Here is a 17,251-nt window from a genome sequence, read left to right as displayed (position 1 = left end):
CATGAGCAAGTCGCCGTCCTTTTCGCTTTGTGTGTACTGCGGCTCCCGCCTGGGGGAAGACGCCTCCTTTGCGGCCACTGCCGCGCTGGTGGGGCAGTGGATCGGTCGCCGCGGCGGTCAGTTGGTCTATGGCGGCGGGCGCAATGGCCTGATGGGCGTGGTGGCCGACGCCACCCTGGCGGCAGGCGGCCGGGTGGTGGGCATCATCCCCAAGGCCCTGGTCGAGAAAGAATGGGCGCACACGGCCTGCACCGAGCTGCACGTGGTGGACACTATGCACGAGCGCAAGCGCATGATGGCCGAGCGGGCCGACGCCTTCCTGGCCCTGCCGGGTGGCATCGGCACCTTTGAAGAGTTCTTCGAGGTGTGGACTTGGCGACAACTGGGCTATCACGACAAACCCGTTGGCCTGCTGAACCAAGGCGGCTATTACGATGGCCTGCTCGCGTTCCTGAAAACGGGCGTCGACCAGGGTTTCATGAATCCGTGGCAAATGGACCTGATTCGCAGCGACTCAGACCACGCAGCGCTGCTGCCTGCTCTGGTTCAAGAGGCCGGGCTGGCGCCCGCCCCGATGCTGGACACCATCTGACAGCAGGGGCGCAGTGCGCCCCTGCAACCTCGTTCAAATTGCGCCTTCGTCCTGCTCACCGGTGCGGATGCGAACCACACGTTCCACCGGCGTGACGAAAATCTTGCCGTCACCGATCTTGCCGGTGCGGGCGGCGCGGATGATGGCGTCCACACAGCGGTCCACGTCGTCGGTCTTCACGACCACTTCCACCTTCACCTTGGGCAGAAAGTCCACCACGTACTCGGCACCGCGATAGAGCTCGGTGTGGCCCTTCTGGCGGCCAAAGCCCTTGACCTCGGTCACGGTCAACCCCGTCACGCCCTGCTCGGCCAAGGCCTCGCGCACCTCTTCCAGCTTGAAGGGTTTGATGACGGCGGTGATCTGCTTCATTCGAGGGGCTCCTGGGTGGGGTATGGCAAACGCAAAAATGTATCACGCGGTGCGAAGCCGCGCCGACGGTCGGACAGCACTGTTCAGGCGCGGTAGCGGCTGGTGATGGGGTAGCGCCAGTCCTTGCCGAAGCTGCGGTGGGTGACGCGAATGCCCACCGGCGCCTGGCGGCGCTTGTACTCGTTGATGCGAATCAGGCGCACCACTTTGTCCACCGCCTGGGCGTCGAAGCCCTGAGCTTTGATCTCGGCAGGGCTCAGGTCATTTTCCATGTAGCGCTCGATGATGGCGTCCAGCACCTCGTAGGGCGGCAGGCTGTCCTGGTCCACCTGGTCGGGGCGCAGCTCGGCACTGGGCGGGCGGGTGATGATGCGCTCGGGAATGGGGTTGGCGCCCGTGCGGTAAGGGTCATGCGCGTTGCGCCAGCGGGCCAGACGGAACACGGTGGTCTTGGCCACGTCCTTGATGACCGCAAAGCCGCCGGCCATGTCGCCGTACAAAGTGCAATAGCCCGTGGCCATCTCGCTCTTGTTGCCGGTGGTCAGCACCACGCTGCCGAATTTGTTGGACAAGGCCATCAGCAAGGTGCCGCGAATGCGGGCCTGCAGGTTTTCTTCGGTGGTGTCCTCGGGGCGCCCCTCGAACAAGGGCTTGAGCGAGGCCTTGAAGGCCTCGAACTCAGGCGCAATGGCGATCTCGTCGTATCGCACGCCCAGGCGCTCGGCCATGTCGCGGGCATCGATCCAGGAAATGTCAGCGGTGTAGGGCGAGGGCATCATCACCGTGCGCACCCGGTCTTTGCCCAAAGCGTCCACGGCGATGGCCAGCACCAGGGCGGAATCGATGCCGCCAGACAGCCCCAGCAACACGCCCGGGAAACCGTTCTTGCCCACGTAGTCGCGCACACCCAGCACCAGGGCATGCCAAAGGTCGGCCTCGGCGCTGTGGGCACGGTCAATCGGGGCCTGCACCGTCCAGTTGGTGCCCTCTCTGGTCAATCGAACGTCAAACGCGGCTTCTTCAAAACTGACCGCACGGCCGGCCAGCTCGCCTTGCGCATCCAGCGCAAAACTGCGGCCTTCGAACACGATCTCGTCCTGCCCGCCCACCAGGTGGGCGTAGATCAGCGGCAGGCCGGTGGCGCGCACCCGCTCGCGCATGGTGGCTTCTCGCTCGCCGCCCTTGCCCTGGTGAAATGGCGAGGCGTTGATGACGGCCAGCACCTCCGCCCCTGCCGCGCGGGCATCTGCAGCGGGTGCGTCGAACCAGGCGTCTTCGCAGATGAGCAGACCCACTTTGACTGACAGGCCATCATCGCCCGCCAGCTCAAACACACAGGGGCGGTCACCGGGCACGAAATAGCGGCGTTCATCGAACACCTGGTAGTTGGGCAATTGCCGTTTGGCGTAGCTGTGGGTCAGCTCCCCCTCAAACACCACCGTGGCGACGTTGCAAAGGCTGGCGGTGGAGACACTGCGCTCACGCCGCCCTTGGTGCATGCGAGCGGGATGTCCCACCACAATGCCAAGGCCTTTGAGGTGGGCCGTCTCGGTGGCAATCCGGTTCAAGGCATCATCGCAGGCGTCGATGAACGCCGGGCGCAGAAACAGGTCTTCCGCGGCGTACCCGCAAAGGGCCAGTTCTGGCGTGAGCAGCAAGCGAACCCCGCGCGCATGGGCCTGAACGGCGGCATCGATGATGCGCTGGGCGTTGCCCGTCATGTCGCCCACCACGAAATTGAGCTGGGCCACGGAAACAGAAATGGTCATGAAAACAACGAGTCCATCAAGGGTGAGTGCGTGACGCCGAACGATTATGTCACCCGGGTTTTTGCCGATCCGGGGCAGATTGACGCCACCCAATGGGACGCGCTGCTCGCCCTGGACGAAGACCCCAGCCCCTTCATGGGCCATGCCTACCTGAGCGCCCTGCACGCCAGTGGCTGCGCCGTGCCCGACACCGGATGGACACCCGCTTTCCTGACGCTGTGGCAAGGCGACGCTCTATTGGCCGCCTGCCCGCTGTACCTGAAGGCGCATTCCTATGGCGAGTACGTGTTTGACTGGGCTTGGGCCGACGCCCACGAGCGCCACGGCATTCGCTACTACCCCAAGGCCCTGGTGGCCGTGCCGTTCACACCCGTGCCAGGCACGCGCCTGCTGGCGCGAAACGACGACGCCCGCCGGGCGCTGCTGGCTGCGGTGGTGGACTGGTGCCAAGAACAAGGGCTGTCGTCGCTGCACTTGCTCTTCGCCCGCGAGCGCGACCTGGCCGTGTGCCAAGACACGGGCCTGCTGCTGCGCCACACGGTGCAGTTCCACTGGCACAACGATGCCTCGCAACCGTATGCCGACTTCGACGCTTTCCTGACCCGCTTGCAGCAGGACAAGCGCAAGAAGATTCGGCAGGAGCGCCGCAAGGTGAACGAGGCCGGCGTGAGCTTCCGCTGGGCGCGAGGACGAGACATCACCAACACCGATTGGGATTTTTTCTACCGCTGCTACGAGCGCACCTACCTTGAGCACCGCAACGCGCCCTACCTCAATCGCGAGTTCTTTCAGCACATGGCGCAGACCATGCCCGACCACTGGCTGCTGTTCGTGGCAGAGCGCGACGGCCGCCCGATCGCCAGCAGCCTCATCGCGCTGGACCCACAGCGCGGCGTGGCCTATGGGCGCTATTGGGGCGCCTTGGAAAGGGTGGACTGCCTGCACTTCGAGGCCTGTTACTACCAGCCGATTGCCTGGTGCATTGCCCACGGCTTCAAGCGCTTCGAGGGCGGCGCGCAAGGCGAACACAAGATGGCGCGTGCGCTGCTGCCCGTGAAGACCAGCAGCGCCCACTGGCTGGCCCACCCGGCGTTTGCAGACGCCGTGGAGCGCTACCTCGAGCGCGAGGCCGAGGGCGTCAGCCACTACCTGGATGACCTGCGCCAGCGCCTGCCGCTTCGGCGCGATTGGCCGGGCGCACCCAGTTAAACTGCCTCGCCATGACGGAGCAAGACGCCTTCTTCACCCACACCATCGTGGGCGCCCCCCTGTCGGTGGTGCTGGGCCGTCGCGCGCCCGGTGGCAGCACCCAGGGCCTGGAAGTTCAAGCGCACACGGGTGATGCCCGGCTCTCACCGGCCTGGCAACCCTGGGCGATTCAGCGGTTATCGGAATGGCCGGTGGGTGTGCCCATGCAGCGCCCTGGCCGCTGGCGCCGGGCCCTGGAGCGCCATGCGCTGCTGATCGCCGGCCTGGGCCTGATGGCCCTGCTCGCTGGGGTGGTGTTGGTGGTGCTGGCGGGGAGCCGCTTGTGGTGACCCCCTCTTCCACCGACACACTCACCATCGACCCGGTGGCGATGAACATCGTCAACCGCGTGGCACAAGGCAGCGAACTGAGCGGCGAGTTGAGTTTTGAAGGCGGCTTGCTGGTTCAGGGCACGGTGGCGGGCCATGTGCGCGTGAAAGGCCGTCTGGTGATCTGGACCGGCGCCGAGGTACGGGGCCGCATCCGGGTGCAGGGCGACGTGTACCTGTTTGGCCAGTTGGGCGCCGAGAACGGCGGCCCTGCCGACACCCACCTGGAATGCCAGGGCATGGTCTATGTGTCCAAGACCGGGGTGTCCACCGGTACGCTGCTGGCGCGCCGGGTGCAGGTGTATGAAGGCGGCCAGCTCAAGGGCCCATTGCGAACCCTGGTGGCCGCCGACACGCTGCCTGTGCTGCGCGACATCGTGGTGGTCGCGCCCGGGGGGCAAGCGCCCCCCTCTGCCGATCAGGCCTGAGCCTTTTCCTGGTTGTAGGCGGCGATGCCGTCGAGGATTTCCTTGTGGGCGGCATCCTTGTTGTCCCAGCCCAGCACCTTCACCCACTTGCCCGGGTCCAGGTCTTTGTAGTGCTCGAAGAAGTGCTCGATGGCCTTCAGGCGCACCGGGTTCAGGTCTTCCAGAGATTTCCACTGCGAGTACAGGGGCAGGATCTTTTCGGTGGGCACGGCCAGCACCTTGCCGTCCACGCCGCCTTCGTCTTCCATCTTCAGAATGCCCAGCGCGCGGCAAGGCACCACCACGCCCGGGGGCAGCGGCACGGGGGTGATCACCAGCACGTCCACCGGGTCACCGTCACCCGCGATGGTCTTGGGCACGTACCCGTAGTTCGTGGGGTAGTGCATGGCGGTGTTCATGAAGCGGTCAACGAAGATGCAGCCCGATGCCTTGTCCACTTCGTATTTGATCGGGTCGCCGTTCATCGAGATTTCGATGATGACGTTGAACGACTCGGGGACTTTGCTGCCAGGGGTGACGTGGTCGAGAGACATGTTGCTCCGTTGCTAGGGTGGTTGGAAAAGGGAAGCTGTGCACCCCGGCCCATCGCGGCGAACCGACGCGGATGACCGAGGCTGGCGGTCGGGATTTACCCTGATTTTACTGATCCCAGCCTGACACACCCGATGGCACGAAGGGACATAGCCGCTACATTGAGGCGGTTGGCCAATCGCCCTGCAGGGCGCCGCGCAAGGCGGCGCCATGACGAGCGAGGAAGCAACGCAGCGGGGGCAGCCCCGGAGGCGTTGCCCCCTCCAAGTCGAACTTTGCAGGAGAGCTTCATGGTTGGACAAAACGCGCTCGTGTTTGCGCTGGTATGCGGCCTGGTCGCCGTGGTCTACGGCTTCTGGTCGCGCAGTTGGATCTTGGCCCAGGATGCGGGCAATGCCCGCATGCAGGAAATTGCCGGCGCCATCCAGACCGGCGCCGCCGCCTACCTGGCGCGGCAATACAAAACGATTGGGCTGGTGGGGCTGGTGCTGGCGGTGCTGATCGGGGTGTTCCTCGACGGCAAAACCGCCGTGGGCTTTGTACTGGGGGCGGTGCTCTCGGGCGCCTGCGGCTTCATTGGCATGAACATCTCGGTGCGCGCCAACGTGCGCACCGCCCAGGCCGCCACGCGCGGCATCGGCCCGGCGCTGGACGTGGCCTTCCGAGGCGGCGCCATCACCGGCATGCTGGTGGTGGGCCTGGGGTTGCTGGGGGTCACGGCCTTCTTTTGGTTTCTGGTCGGCAACGGCAACCTGAACCCGGCGTCCAACCTGGCGAATCTGCTCAACCCGCTGATCGGGCTGGCCTTTGGCTCATCGCTCATCTCGATCTTTGCTCGCCTGGGCGGTGGCATCTTCACCAAAGGCGCTGACGTGGGTGCCGACCTGGTGGGCAAGGTGGAGGCCGGCATCCCGGAGGACGACCCGCGCAACCCAGCGGTGATCGCCGACAACGTGGGCGACAACGTGGGCGATTGCGCCGGCATGGCGGCCGATCTGTTCGAGACCTACGCCGTGACACTGATCGCCACCATGGTGCTGGGCGCCCTGATGGTGAGCGCCGCGCCCATGCAGGCGGCGCTGTACCCGCTGGTGCTGGGGGCTGTGTCGATCCTGGCGTCCATCGTCGGCTGCTTCTTCGTGAAGGCCAGCCCGGGCATGAAGAACGTGATGCCAGCGCTCTACAAGGGCTTGGTGGTGGCCGGCGCCCTGTCGCTGGTGGCCTTCTGGTTCGTGACGGCCTGGATCGTGCCTGACAACGCCATTGCCGCCAGCGGCAGCCAATGGCGCCTGTTCGGCGCCTGCGTGGTGGGCCTGGCGCTCACCGGCCTGCTGGTCTGGATCACCGAGTTCTACACCGGCACGCAATACAGCCCGGTGCGCCACATTGCGCAGGCGTCCACCACCGGCCACGGCACCAACATCATTGCGGGCCTGGGCGTGTCCATGCGCTCCACCGCCTGGCCGGTGTTGTTCGTGTGCGCGGCCATCGTGGCGGCTTACACCCTGGCGGGGCTGTACGGCATCGCCGTGGCGGCCATGGCCATGCTGAGCATGGCCGGCATCGTGGTGGCGCTGGACGCTTACGGCCCCATCACCGACAACGCGGGCGGCATCGCCGAGATGGCCGAACTGCCCGCCAGCGTGCGCGACATCACCGACCCGCTGGACGCGGTGGGCAACACCACCAAGGCCGTGACCAAGGGCTACGCCATTGGCTCGGCTGGCCTGGCCTCACTGGTGCTGTTCGCCGACTACACCCACAAGCTGGAGGCCTACGGCCAGTCCATCCGCTTTGACCTGAGCGACCCGATGGTGATCATTGGCCTGTTCATCGGCGGCCTGATCCCCTATCTGTTCGGCGCCATGGCCATGGAGGCGGTGGGGCGTGCCGCAGGGGCGGTGGTGGTGGAGGTGCGCCGCCAGTTCAAGGAGATCCCCGGCATCATGGAAGGCACCGCCAAGCCCGAGTACGGCCGGGCGGTGGACATGCTGACCAGCGCGGCCATCAAGGAAATGATCGTGCCCAGCCTGTTGCCCGTGGTGGCACCGATTCTGGTGGGCGTGTTTCTGGGGCCGAAGGCGATGGGCGGCCTGCTGATGGGCACCATCGTCACCGGCCTCTTCGTGGCCATTTCCATGTGCACCGGCGGCGGCGCCTGGGACAACGCCAAGAAATACATCGAAGACGGCCACCACGGCGGCAAGGGCAGCGAGGCCCACAAGGCCGCCGTCACCGGCGATACCGTGGGCGACCCCTACAAGGACACGGCCGGACCGGCAGTGAACCCGCTGATCAAGATCATCAACATCGTGGCCTTGCTCATCGTGCCGCTGCTGCCGCTCGCCTGATTCAACCTTATCTCTAAAGAAGCCCGTCACCTGAACTGACCCCCAATATCTGGCCCGATGAAACGAGCAGTTTGGCCCCAAGGGCTGAGTCCTGTATCGAAAGGGGCTCAGCCCTTTTAACTTGGTCTTGACACGCTCTTGGGTGAAATGCTGGTTGTATCGTTGCGAACCCGCCTGCAACGCCAGTTCGGTGATCCTGGCTACCGCCGCAGGCTCACTGAACTCGAGCGGCACGGCACCCAACATCCGCAATTGACTGTCTAGCGCATGAAGGCCGCGAGCTCGTCCATCGCCTCGCGCAGCGCCAAAGCACCAGCCTCGCCTAGGTGTTTAACTGCGAGGGACGGCAAACGCAACAACCGTGTGTGTGGGGCCAGGTACGCTTAGCAGGCCTGCAGCGCAGTCTCCGCCTGCGCCTACGGGGGGCGCACTGACTGCGCCACCTTGCGCACGGTGACCAAGGCCTAGGCACCTACCACCCGTTGGGTCGAGAGGAAGCATGCCTACTTATCGCTGAAGTGGTCACAGAAGGTCTGCTCGGACACTCAGGCCACGCGCACCACGTCTACCACTGTGACCGCGAGCCAGGCTCTTGTCTGCCGCTGCCTCAACCAAGACCTGCTGCAGGCAGGTGTCGAGAGGGCTAGCGGTGTAGGCACACGAACCAGAGATTCTGGGCTCGGCATGCGAGTGTGTTATCTCGTGCCCCTTCGCCGGGGTCGAGGAAGTCGGCAGGAAGCGTACACAGCACATGCGACGTACCGAGAGATGAAAAGCCACGGCTGCACGCTTGTCATCTCCCCACACTCCAACATATCCCCTCCAATCTTCATTGTCGTCATGATGTATACTTTAGGGTTATTAAAATGCATATAAGTTAAACACAATGCAGCTTAGATATCTATTCACTGATGTTCGAGGCTTCCTCATGCAGGTCGTCCGTCAAGAACACGTGCAAAGCCTGCAAAACCGGGTCCCGGTATCAGGTGCCTTAGTCCCCGGATGGCAGTCCAACGCCGAGTCGGACCTACAGCTCATCGCGGATGAAACAACCTACATTACTGACCCTATTGACGCCCGTCGTCTGGTGTTCTCTCAACCCGTCCAACCAGGAGGCGAACGCGGGTCATATCCCATGGATGTCCGAGGCGTGGCACATCGCGCGCAAGACCTGCTTCGAACCCTTCGGATAGCAGACGATATTCAGGTCGGAACTGAACTCGAATTCAACCTGTTCAAGGGCGTTCGCTTCGCCACCACCGCCGAACTCAACCTGGTGGAGATTGCCGAAGAGGATGGATGGGCCTGCAATGCAGCGGCGCTAGGCAACGGGTATCGCATCGGACATCGCACGCTGCACTTATTAGCTGGTCCTGCAGATCAACACGCCAAAATTCGCAGCGAGATCTGCGAATACCTGCAGGCGGCTGGTGTTGCCGCGATCCATCACGCTCATGAGGCAGGGCCGAGTCAACACGAGATCGCCGTGGGGCACACGGAGCTTTGCAGTGCCGCCGACCATGTCCAGTTGGTCAAGCACATCACGCGGACTGTTGCGCTGCGCTATGAGCGCACCGCAACATTTATGCCGCGCCCCATCCCCTATGCCGAATCCAACGGCATGCACGTCAATTTTTCCCTTTGGAGAAACGGGCGGAACATCTTCTACCCGCCTGACGGTCAACCAGGTCAACTCAGCAGAGAGGGTATGGCCTTTGTGGCCGGCATCCTGGAACACTTACAGGCGCTTAACGCCATCACCAATCCCACGGTCAACAGCTACAAGCGACTGAACCACTTCTATTCGCTGATGCACCCGCCGGGGTGGGGCTACCGCAACAGAACCACGGCCATACGCATACCGCATTTCACAAGTGAAAATGACTGTCGAGTTGAAGTGCGATTCCCCGATTCTTCTGCCAACCCGTACTTGGCATTTGCGGCTCTGGCTTGTGCTGGCGCTGACGGCATCCAGCGTGAGCTTGAACCTCCGGCAGAGGAGCGCGGATCACCCAAATGGTATGAGCAGCCATTCAATGCCGCTCAATGCGTGGAAGCAATGGCACCGGATCTACGGATCGCGCTGACCGCTTTGACGAGGGACACCCCCTTCCTGACAAGGCACGGTGTTTTCTCTGACGCTCTCATCGAGGCCATCGTACGGGATGGGAGCTTCTTCTGGCACTGGGCAGCAACTACTCCTGCTCCTGTGGAGTACCAGGTCTTCTTCGGGCACTAGCACCCACCAGCAGATGAATCCACCTCGTAGCTCCCCTGTCAAGCAGACAGGTGATTCCTAGAGTCAGCGGCGGTTGTGTTGATCAGTCGGGGCATGAACTGTTTGGGCGGCACGCCACCCAGCGCGTCATGCGGTCGGTACTCGTTGTATTGGGTCAGCCAGTCATCGGCGATAGCCTGCACTTGCTCGATTGAGTTGAACAGGTAGGCGTCGAGAACCTCGGTTCGGAACGTCCTGTTGAACCGCTCGATGTAGGCGTTTTGATTGGGCTCGCCGGGTTCGATGTAGTTCAGCGCGATCCCCCGGCGCTGGGCCCATTCGACGAAGTCATGGCTGGTCATCTCCGGCCCGTTGTCCATGCGGATCGACAGCGGCGGGCCGTACCACTCCACCAGGCGGTCCATGGTGCGGATCAGCATGGATGCCGGCAGCGACTGGGCCACCTGGATCGCCAGCGCCTCGCGGTTGGCCTCGTCGATGACGTTGAGCGTTCGGAACCGGCGGCCGTCATAGAGCACGTCGTGCATGAAGTCCAAAGCCCAGCCCTGGTTGACGAACGAGCCTGCAGCCAATGGCACCGGCTCGCGCTTGGGGACGCGGCGCTTGGTTCGGCGGGGGATGTTCAGGCCCAGCTCGCAGTACACGCGCCAGACCCGTTTGTGGTTCCACGGTCGGCCATCCAGGCGCAGCCGGTCGAAGCATTTCCAGAAGCCCCAGCGGCCATTGCGCTCGACGACGCCGTTGAGCGCGTCAATGATCTCGGCATCCTTCTCCTGCGGCAGCGGCGGCACCTTGTAGTACGCCGCCCGCGACAAGCCTGCTGCCCCGCAGGCTCGCGTGATCGACAGGCGGTGCTCGGTCGCCATGACCTCGACCACCTGCCGCTTCGCGGACGGCGTCAGAATTTTTTTGTCAGCACGTCCTTGATCGCTGCGTTCTCCAACGCCAAGTCGGCATACATGCGCTTGAGCCGCGCGTTCTCCACTTCCAGCTCGCGCATGCGTGTCAGGTCCGACACCGTCGCGCCTGCGTACTTGCTCTTCCAGGCGTAGTACGTCGGCGAGCTGATGCCGTGCTTGCGACAGACCTCCGCTACCGGCACGCCGGCCTCGCCCTCCTTGAGAATCGCCACGATCTGGCTCTCCGTGAACTTGCTCTTCCTCATCGGCCTCTTCCTTCTCGGTTGAGCCGCATTCTCTGATTTCAACTGTCTACTTGGTGGGGGAGCTTACGGGTTCATGACCGGTTAATGCTACACATCACACACTCCGCTGTAGTCCAGGCCGAGGCCCGTTTCTGGCAGATCCTGGGCGCAGCACCCTTCATCGAACTTGAACGCCTCAACCAGGACGACGGCCTCGCACGCTTCCTGAGCATAGGTACCGACATCCGCTTTCGCGCAGACTGGGCAGTGTGCGTAGCGTCCATTCCTTTGTCCCTGTCAATTGTCTTGGCGGCTCTGAGCTTCGTGAGTATGACCATCGCAATTTTGCTCGCACTCTCCGCGGCGGTCTTCACAATTGCGCATGTGCTGATGACACGGAAAAAACGTTTCGCAGAAAGGGATATCCAGCAAGCACGTGAGCGCGAACTTTCGTATGCGGACGAACTGCTTCGGGGCGTGCTCAGCCTGAAAGCTCATCGCGCGTTTGACTTCGGCCTGCAACGACTGCATACCAGCAAGCAAGCCTGCGAAGTCGCACTGTATCGGTGGAGCACAGCATTGATACGTCAAAACCTAACGGGCTTGTCCTTCGATCGCCTGTCGCTGGGCATTATTCTTGGCATCGGCTCGTATGAAGTCATGGCCGGGAGGCTCTCCGTGGGGCAGTTGGTGATGGCCAACATGCTTCTGCGCCAAGTGTCAACACAGGTTCGGCAGATTGCACCTCTTTTGCAGCGATATTCCGCCTTCGGAGTCTCGCAGGAGCAGATGGAAGCTTTTCTGTCGCGCAAGAAACTCATGACGGAGCCCGTCTCCATGCCGCAGTCGTCGACAGACGCCTCCGTGGTAGCTAACGGCATCTCATTCCGCTCCGAAGACGGTCGGCTCATTCTGGACGACATTAACTTCAAACTGCCAAGAGGGAAGTCTCTGGCAATCCTCGGCGCGTCCGGCAGCGGGAAGTCGACACTTTTGAAAATTCTTAGCGGACTTTACCCGCCATCTTCAGGAACTGTTCTGGTGCACGGCTTACCGCCGACTGCGCAATCGGACCTCGTGTACCTATCGCAGCAGGAGCATCTGTTTCGCGATGGTGTCGCCGAGAACGTGATGCTGGGCCGTCTAGCGCCGCAAGAACTCGCAGAAATCCTACATCGCCTGGACTTGGGCTGGGTGGCCTCTGATAAGGCCAGATACGGCGAAGCGTTGTCGGGGGGCGAGCGTCAGCGGATCTTCGTAGCGCGAGCGATCACGCCATCGAGCGCAGGCCTGCTCTTGGACGAACCGACCACTGCTCTCGATGAGGTACGGCGTGCTGCAATGGTGGAATTGCTTCGCTCTACAACTCGAGAGCGGCCATTGCTTGTCTTTGCCACCCATGACCGCATGCTGGCGGAGGTCGCAGACTACACCTTGCACTTGGTGAATGGCCGCGTGAGCCACTTTTCAGCACGTGCACACAGTACGCCCTCCACTTAGGACTGCGGCAAGGACCACCAGCACACCGAAGTGCAAGGTGTGGGCTGCTGCCGGTTTCAAAGACACCTTATTAAGGTGGATGGAATTCTAGTATCCCGTCAAAAGATTGGCTGCTCGATAACACTGCGTAATACGCCCCCGATGCTCGGCCATGCCGCCCCTTTTAGCAGATGGGTCAGCACGGCCCGCGCATGCATGCTCCTGGGGAGCATTGGCGATAATCCGGCCATGTCCGAACGCGTGATTCCCCTGATCGACCAGCGCTTGCGCTCGCGCCCCGTGGCGGTGCCAAGCCAGCCCATTCCCGCCAGTGGCTTGCTGGGCGACACACTCGGCCGCCCTTTGCGTGACCTGCGCATCAGCGTGACCGACCGCTGCAACTTCCGCTGCAGCTACTGCATGCCGAAAGAAGTCTTCGACAAGGACTACCAGTACCTGCCCCACAGCGCGCTGCTGACCTTTGAAGAAATCACCCGGGTCGCGCAGCAGTTCGTGGCGCACGGGGTGCAAAAGATTCGCCTCACGGGCGGCGAGCCCCTGCTGCGCAAGAACCTGGAAATCCTGATCGCGCAACTGGCCGTCCTGCGCACCGCCGACGGACAGCCGCTGGACCTGACCCTCACCACCAATGGTTCACTGCTGGCGCGCAAGGCACAGGCCTTGAAAGATGCCGGCCTGCAGCGCGTTACCGTCAGCCTGGACGGGCTGGACGACGCCACCTTCCGCGCCATGAACGACGTGGACTTTCCCGTGGCCGACGTGCTGGCCGGCATCGAAGCCGCGCAGCGCGTGGGCCTGGGGCCGATCAAGGTGAACATGGTGGTCAAGCGCGGCACCAACGACGACCAGATCCTGCCCATGGCACGCCACTTCAAGGGCACGGGCATCGTCTTGCGCTTCATCGAGTACATGGACGTGGGCGCCACCAACGGCTGGCGCATGGACGAGGTGCTGCCCAGCGCCGAGGTGGTGGCCCGCCTGAGCGCCGAACTGCCCCTGGTGCCCTTGAGCCCGGCTGCGCCCGGCGAGACCGCCGAGCGCTGGGGCTACGCCGATGGCTCGGGCGAGATCGGCGTGATCAGCAGCGTGACGCACGCCTTCTGCCGCGACTGTAACCGCGCCCGCCTGTCCACCGAGGGTCAGCTTTACCTGTGCCTGTTCGCCACCCATGGCCACGACCTGCGCCCGCTGATCCGCAGTGGCGCCAGCGACGAGGAACTGGCCAGTGCCATTGCCGCCATCTGGCAGCAGCGCGATGACCGCTATTCCGAACTGCGGGCCTCCCTGCCCCCTGACACTGCCGTCGGCGGACGTCGCATCGAAATGTCGTACATCGGTGGTTGAGCGCCCTCCCCGCGCTAAGCCCCACAACCCACAGCTTTCATGATTCAACCCCACGAGATCACCGCGATGGTGCTGGCCGGTGGACGCGGCTCCCGCATGGGCGGCGCCGACAAAGGCCTGCAAAACTTCAACGGCATCCCCCTGGCCCTGCACACCCTCATGCGCCTGCAAATGCAGGAAGGCCAGCGCGTGGGCGACTTCATGATCAACGCCAACCGCAACCTGGGTGCCTACGAGGCCTTCGGCGTGCCGGTGTGGCCCGACAACCTGGCCGACTTTCCGGGGCCGCTGGGTGGTTTCCTCACCGGGTTGGAGCGCTGCGAGACGCCCTTCCTGCTCACCGTGCCCTGCGACACGCCGCGCCTGCCGCTGGATTTGGCCGAGCGCCTGGCCACCGCCTTCGATGACCCGACCACCGAAATCGCCATGGCCGCTGCCCCCGAAGACGACGGGCAGCTGCGCACCCAGCCGGTGTTCTGCCTGATGCCCGTTGGGCTGCTGGAGAGCCTGACGCAGTTCACGCAGGAAGGCGGCCGCAAGATCGACGCCTGGACGGCGCGCCACCGCACGGTGGTGGTGCCCTTTGACCGCCCCGAGGACGACCCTAAGGCCTTCTTCAACGCCAACACCCTGGCCGAGTTGCACGCCCTTGAAAAGAACTGAAGCCCGATGAAGACCATCGAACAGATCGCCGCCGAGCTGCAAGGCTATGACCCGCAAGCGCTGAGTGCGGGCCAGGTGAACGAATTCCTGGCTCGCCTGGTGACCCCGGTGGACGCCACCGAGCGCGTCAGTCCCTTCGGGGCCCTGGGCCGCGTGCTGGCCGAAGACGTGATTTCCCCCATCAGCGTGCCGCCGCACGACAACTCGGCCATGGACGGGTTCGCCTTCGACGGGGCCCAGCTCGGGCTCGACGCGCTGGCCCTTGACGTGGTGGGCACGGCCTACGCCGGCAAGGCCTGGCAAGGCACGGTCAAACCGGGCCAGTGCGTGAAGATCATGACCGGGGCCATCATGCCCGCGGGCCTGGACACGGTGGTGCCGCTCGAATTCGTGAAGGCCAGCGCTGAGCGCATTGAGGTGCCGGCCGGCGTGGTCAAGCCCGGCGACAACCGCCGCCTGCTCGGCGAAGACCTGATGGCGGGCCACCCTGCCCTGCACCGGGGCCAGACGCTGGGGCCGGCCGCGCTGGGCCTGGTGGCCAGCCTGGGCTTGCCCTCGGTGGCGGTGTATCGGCGCGTCAAGGTGGCGTACTTCTCCACCGGCGACGAGATCCTGAGCCTGGGCGAAGCACCTCGTGAAGGCGCCGTGTACGACAGCAACCGCTACACCGTCTTTGGCCTGCTCACCCGCTTGGGGGTGGAGGTGATCGACATGGGCGTGGTGAAAGACGAGCCCGCCGAACTGGAGGCCGCTTTCCGCAGCGCCGCCGCCCAGGCCGACGCCATCATCACCAGCGGCGGCGTGAGCATGGGCGAGGCCGACCACACCAAGGCCATGATGAAGCAACTGGGCGACGTGGCCTTCTGGCGCATCGCCATGCGCCCGGGCCGCCCCATGGCGGTGGGCCGCATCGAACAGGCGGGCCGCTCGGCCGTGCTGTTCGGCCTGCCGGGCAACCCGGTGGCCGTGATGGTGACTTTCCTGGCCTTCGTGCGCCCTGCCCTGCAGCGCCTGATGGGCGCCACGCCCACCGAGCCCGTGCTGCTGCAGGCGCACAGTGGCGAAGCCATGCGCAAGAAGCCGGGGCGCACCGAGTACCAGCGCGGCATCGTCACCCGCGATGCCGATGGCCGCCTGAGCGTTCGCACCACCGGCAACCAAGGCTCTGGCGTGCTGCGCTCAATGGTGGAGGCCAACGGCCTCATCGTGCTGCACCACGGCCAGGGCAATGTGGCACCGGGCGATTTGGTGGACGTGATGATGTTCGACGGGGCGATCTAATCCCCCGGTGACCGCCAAACAAACAGGGCCCGTGAGGGCCCTGTTTGTTGGTTCGTCTGAACCAGGCTCAGCCCGGCACACCCCGGTTGGCCAGCGCGTCGGCGCGCTCGTTGCCCGGGTCGCCCGCATGGCCCTTCACCCAGTGCCACTCGATCTGGTGCACGCCACCGTGCACCAGGGAATCGAGTTGCTGCCAGAGCTCAGCGTTCTTCACCGGCTGCTTGGCCGCGGTGACCCAGCCCTTCTTCTTCCAGCCGTGAATCCACTCGGTAATGCCCTTGCGCACGTACTCGCTGTCCAGGTACAGCGACACGCGGCACGGCCGCTTCAAGGCCATGAGGGCCTGGATCACGGCCGTGAGTTCCATGCGGTTGTTGGTGGTGACGCGCTCCCCGCCCCACAGTTCCTTTTCGTGCGCGCCGGCCTTCAGATACACGCCCCAGCCCCCCGGGCCCGGGTTGCCTTTGCAGGCGCCGTCGGTGTAGATCACCACATGGTCCAAAACTCAATCTCCAGTTAAAGGCCTGCCACCATGGCAAGGCCTGTCTTCTCAAGCAACAAAAATGGGAAAGGTGGCCACCGGCTCAGTGCCGGTTGGCCACCGAAGCCGGCGACGCAGCCCGCACACGCCGCGGCTTCCAGGCCGGCCCGAGCAGGCGCATGCCCCGCACGCGCTTGACGGCCACCACGAAGTAGACCGCACCGAACGGTGGCCACCAGCGGGCGCCGGCACGGTCCATCCAGGCCGTGCGCTGCAACCACTTCTCGGTGCGCACCGCCGGGCGGTAACAACCATAACGATCAGCGTCCAGGTCAAAGCTCAGCAGTCTCAGCCAGTCTCGCAAGCGCCAAGGCCCGATGAAGTCACCCGCCTCGGGCAAATACAGGCGAGACGCGCCCAGGCCATGCAGGCCCAGCCGCCCGAACAGCTTGCCACGTGACTGGCACATGCCCCACCAGCTCGCCGGGTTAAACCCGCTGATCACCACCCGCCCTTCGGGCACCAGCACCCGCTCCACCTCGCGCAGCACGTGGTGCGGGTCGGCGCTCAGCTCCAGCGTGTGCGGCAACACCACCAGGTCCAGGCTGGCCGCCGGGAACGGCAGGGCCGCGGCATCGGTGACCAGGGCCACGCGCGGCGCGGCCAGAGGCAGACTCGCCAGCTCCTCGGGCAGCGCCAGCCAGCGGTGCGGCATGCGGTTGGCGCGCAAGGTGTCCAGCTCGGGCAGGCCAAGCTGCAGGGCATTGAAGCCAAAGACGTCGGCCACCGCGAGGTCGAACTGCATTTGCTCCCAATCGAGCAAATACCGACCAGGGGCGGTGGCGAACCACTCGGTCAACCCTATAATTTTTTCGGTCATGGCGGGTGTACTGCTGGCCATGCCGGTACGCAGCTGGCGCCCATGCCAGCCCCGCGCGGCGGCCAGCCCGCACTCTACACGCCCAGCGCCCTTTCCCGC

At 64.2% G+C, this 17,251-nt stretch carries 16 protein-coding genes; 10 read left to right on the top strand and 6 right to left on the bottom strand.

Annotation, left to right across the window (positions count from 1 at the left end):
• Position 1: 1 nt before the first annotated feature.
• Entirely contained in the window at positions 2-592 is a 591-nt protein-coding gene (locus ACE3RQ_RS10770; RefSeq protein ID WP_374521980.1) for a TIGR00730 family Rossman fold protein, read from the top strand.
• A 33-nt stretch (positions 593-625) separates the two neighbouring features.
• Here the strand turns inward: ACE3RQ_RS10770 and ACE3RQ_RS10765 are convergent, their stop codons facing one another.
• Together ACE3RQ_RS10765 and ACE3RQ_RS10760 are read right to left on the bottom strand one after the other, a co-directional pair.
• Positions 626-964 (bottom strand): P-II family nitrogen regulator, encoded by a 339-nt coding sequence (locus ACE3RQ_RS10765; RefSeq protein ID WP_374521979.1) that lies wholly within the window; start codon positions 962-964, stop codon positions 626-628.
• Between the two features lie 83 nt (positions 965-1,047).
• Positions 1,048-2,733: an NAD+ synthase gene (locus tag ACE3RQ_RS10760; RefSeq protein WP_374521978.1), complete on the bottom strand. Its 1,686-nt coding sequence runs from the start codon at positions 2,731-2,733 to the stop codon at positions 1,048-1,050.
• Positions 2,734-2,763: 30 nt separating this feature from the next.
• On the opposite strand from ACE3RQ_RS10760, the gene ACE3RQ_RS10755 reads away from it, so the two are divergent.
• The 3 genes from ACE3RQ_RS10755 to ACE3RQ_RS10745 are packed head-to-tail and all read left to right on the top strand — an operon-like array spanning position 2,764 to position 4,738.
• Positions 2,764-3,942 carry a GNAT family N-acetyltransferase gene (locus ACE3RQ_RS10755; RefSeq protein WP_374521977.1) on the top strand — a complete coding sequence of 393 codons (1,179 nt, stop codon included), beginning with the start codon at positions 2,764-2,766 and terminating at the stop codon, positions 3,940-3,942.
• Positions 3,943-3,953: 11 nt separating this feature from the next.
• Positions 3,954-4,271, top strand: coding sequence for a hypothetical protein (locus tag ACE3RQ_RS10750; protein ID WP_374521976.1), 318 nt, complete (start codon positions 3,954-3,956; stop codon positions 4,269-4,271).
• Positions 4,268-4,738: a polymer-forming cytoskeletal protein gene (locus ACE3RQ_RS10745; RefSeq protein ID WP_374521975.1), complete on the top strand. Its 471-nt coding sequence runs from the start codon at positions 4,268-4,270 to the stop codon at positions 4,736-4,738. The genes ACE3RQ_RS10750 and ACE3RQ_RS10745 overlap by 4 nt, the downstream gene beginning before the upstream one ends.
• On the opposite strand, the gene ppa is transcribed toward ACE3RQ_RS10745, so the two are convergent.
• Positions 4,729-5,271 (bottom strand): inorganic diphosphatase, encoded by a 543-nt coding sequence (gene ppa, locus ACE3RQ_RS10740; protein WP_374521974.1) that lies wholly within the window; start codon positions 5,269-5,271, stop codon positions 4,729-4,731. The two genes, ACE3RQ_RS10745 and ppa, sit on opposite strands and share 10 nt — an antisense overlap.
• Before the next feature lie 288 nt (positions 5,272-5,559).
• Between ppa and ACE3RQ_RS10735 the strand changes: the two genes are divergently transcribed.
• Together ACE3RQ_RS10735 and ACE3RQ_RS10730 are read left to right on the top strand one after the other, a co-directional pair.
• Positions 5,560-7,620 carry a sodium-translocating pyrophosphatase gene (locus ACE3RQ_RS10735; RefSeq protein ID WP_374521973.1) on the top strand — a complete coding sequence of 687 codons (2,061 nt, stop codon included), beginning with the start codon at positions 5,560-5,562 and terminating at the stop codon, positions 7,618-7,620.
• Positions 7,621-8,548: 928 nt separating this feature from the next.
• A complete protein-coding gene (locus ACE3RQ_RS10730; RefSeq protein WP_374521972.1) occupies positions 8,549-9,859 on the top strand; it encodes a hypothetical protein in 1,311 nt (436 codons plus the stop codon).
• 38 nt (positions 9,860-9,897) lie between these two features.
• Here the strand turns inward: ACE3RQ_RS10730 and ACE3RQ_RS10725 are convergent.
• Positions 9,898-11,024, bottom strand: a protein-coding gene (locus ACE3RQ_RS10725) for an IS3 family transposase (RefSeq protein WP_374521971.1) whose coding sequence is annotated in 2 segments (ribosomal slippage) — positions 9,898-10,763 and positions 10,763-11,024 — 1,128 coding nt in all. Because the reading frame shifts where the segments join, the coding sequence is not laid out codon by codon here.
• 84 nt (positions 11,025-11,108) lie between these two features.
• Between ACE3RQ_RS10725 and ACE3RQ_RS10720 the strand changes: the two genes are divergently transcribed.
• The 4 genes from ACE3RQ_RS10720 to glp all read left to right on the top strand — a co-directional run bounded on the left by ACE3RQ_RS10720 (position 11,109) and on the right by glp (position 15,791).
• Entirely contained in the window at positions 11,109-12,503 is a 1,395-nt protein-coding gene (locus ACE3RQ_RS10720) for an ATP-binding cassette domain-containing protein (RefSeq protein WP_374521970.1), read from the top strand.
• A gap of 228 nt (positions 12,504-12,731) precedes the next feature.
• Positions 12,732-13,847, top strand: coding sequence for a GTP 3',8-cyclase MoaA (moaA, locus tag ACE3RQ_RS10715; protein WP_374521969.1), 1,116 nt, complete (start codon positions 12,732-12,734; stop codon positions 13,845-13,847).
• Positions 13,848-13,886: 39 nt separating this feature from the next.
• On the top strand, positions 13,887-14,510 hold the full coding sequence (gene mobA / locus ACE3RQ_RS10710) for a molybdenum cofactor guanylyltransferase MobA (protein ID WP_374521968.1): 624 nt from the start codon (positions 13,887-13,889) through the stop codon (positions 14,508-14,510).
• A gap of 6 nt (positions 14,511-14,516) precedes the next feature.
• The gene (gene glp / locus ACE3RQ_RS10705; protein WP_374521967.1) at positions 14,517-15,791 is read left to right on the top strand and encodes a gephyrin-like molybdotransferase Glp; all 1,275 of its coding nucleotides are present in this window, start codon (positions 14,517-14,519) and stop codon (positions 15,789-15,791) included.
• Between the two features lie 67 nt (positions 15,792-15,858).
• Here the strand turns inward: glp and rnhA are convergent, their stop codons facing one another.
• Together rnhA and ACE3RQ_RS10695 are read right to left on the bottom strand one after the other, a co-directional pair.
• Positions 15,859-16,293 carry a ribonuclease HI gene (rnhA, locus tag ACE3RQ_RS10700; RefSeq protein ID WP_374521966.1) on the bottom strand — a complete coding sequence of 145 codons (435 nt, stop codon included), beginning with the start codon at positions 16,291-16,293 and terminating at the stop codon, positions 15,859-15,861.
• An 82-nt stretch (positions 16,294-16,375) separates the two neighbouring features.
• On the bottom strand, positions 16,376-17,152 hold the full coding sequence (locus tag ACE3RQ_RS10695) for a class I SAM-dependent methyltransferase (protein ID WP_374521965.1): 777 nt from the start codon (positions 17,150-17,152) through the stop codon (positions 16,376-16,378).
• Positions 17,153-17,251: the final 99 nt, after the last annotated feature.

The organism is Hydrogenophaga sp., from assembly GCF_041913525.1.
In the GTDB taxonomy this organism is placed as follows: Bacteria; Pseudomonadota; Gammaproteobacteria; order Burkholderiales; family Burkholderiaceae_C; genus Hydrogenophaga.
Note: the sequence above shows the minus strand (reverse complement) of the source record. Positions and strands in the feature narration are given on the sequence as shown.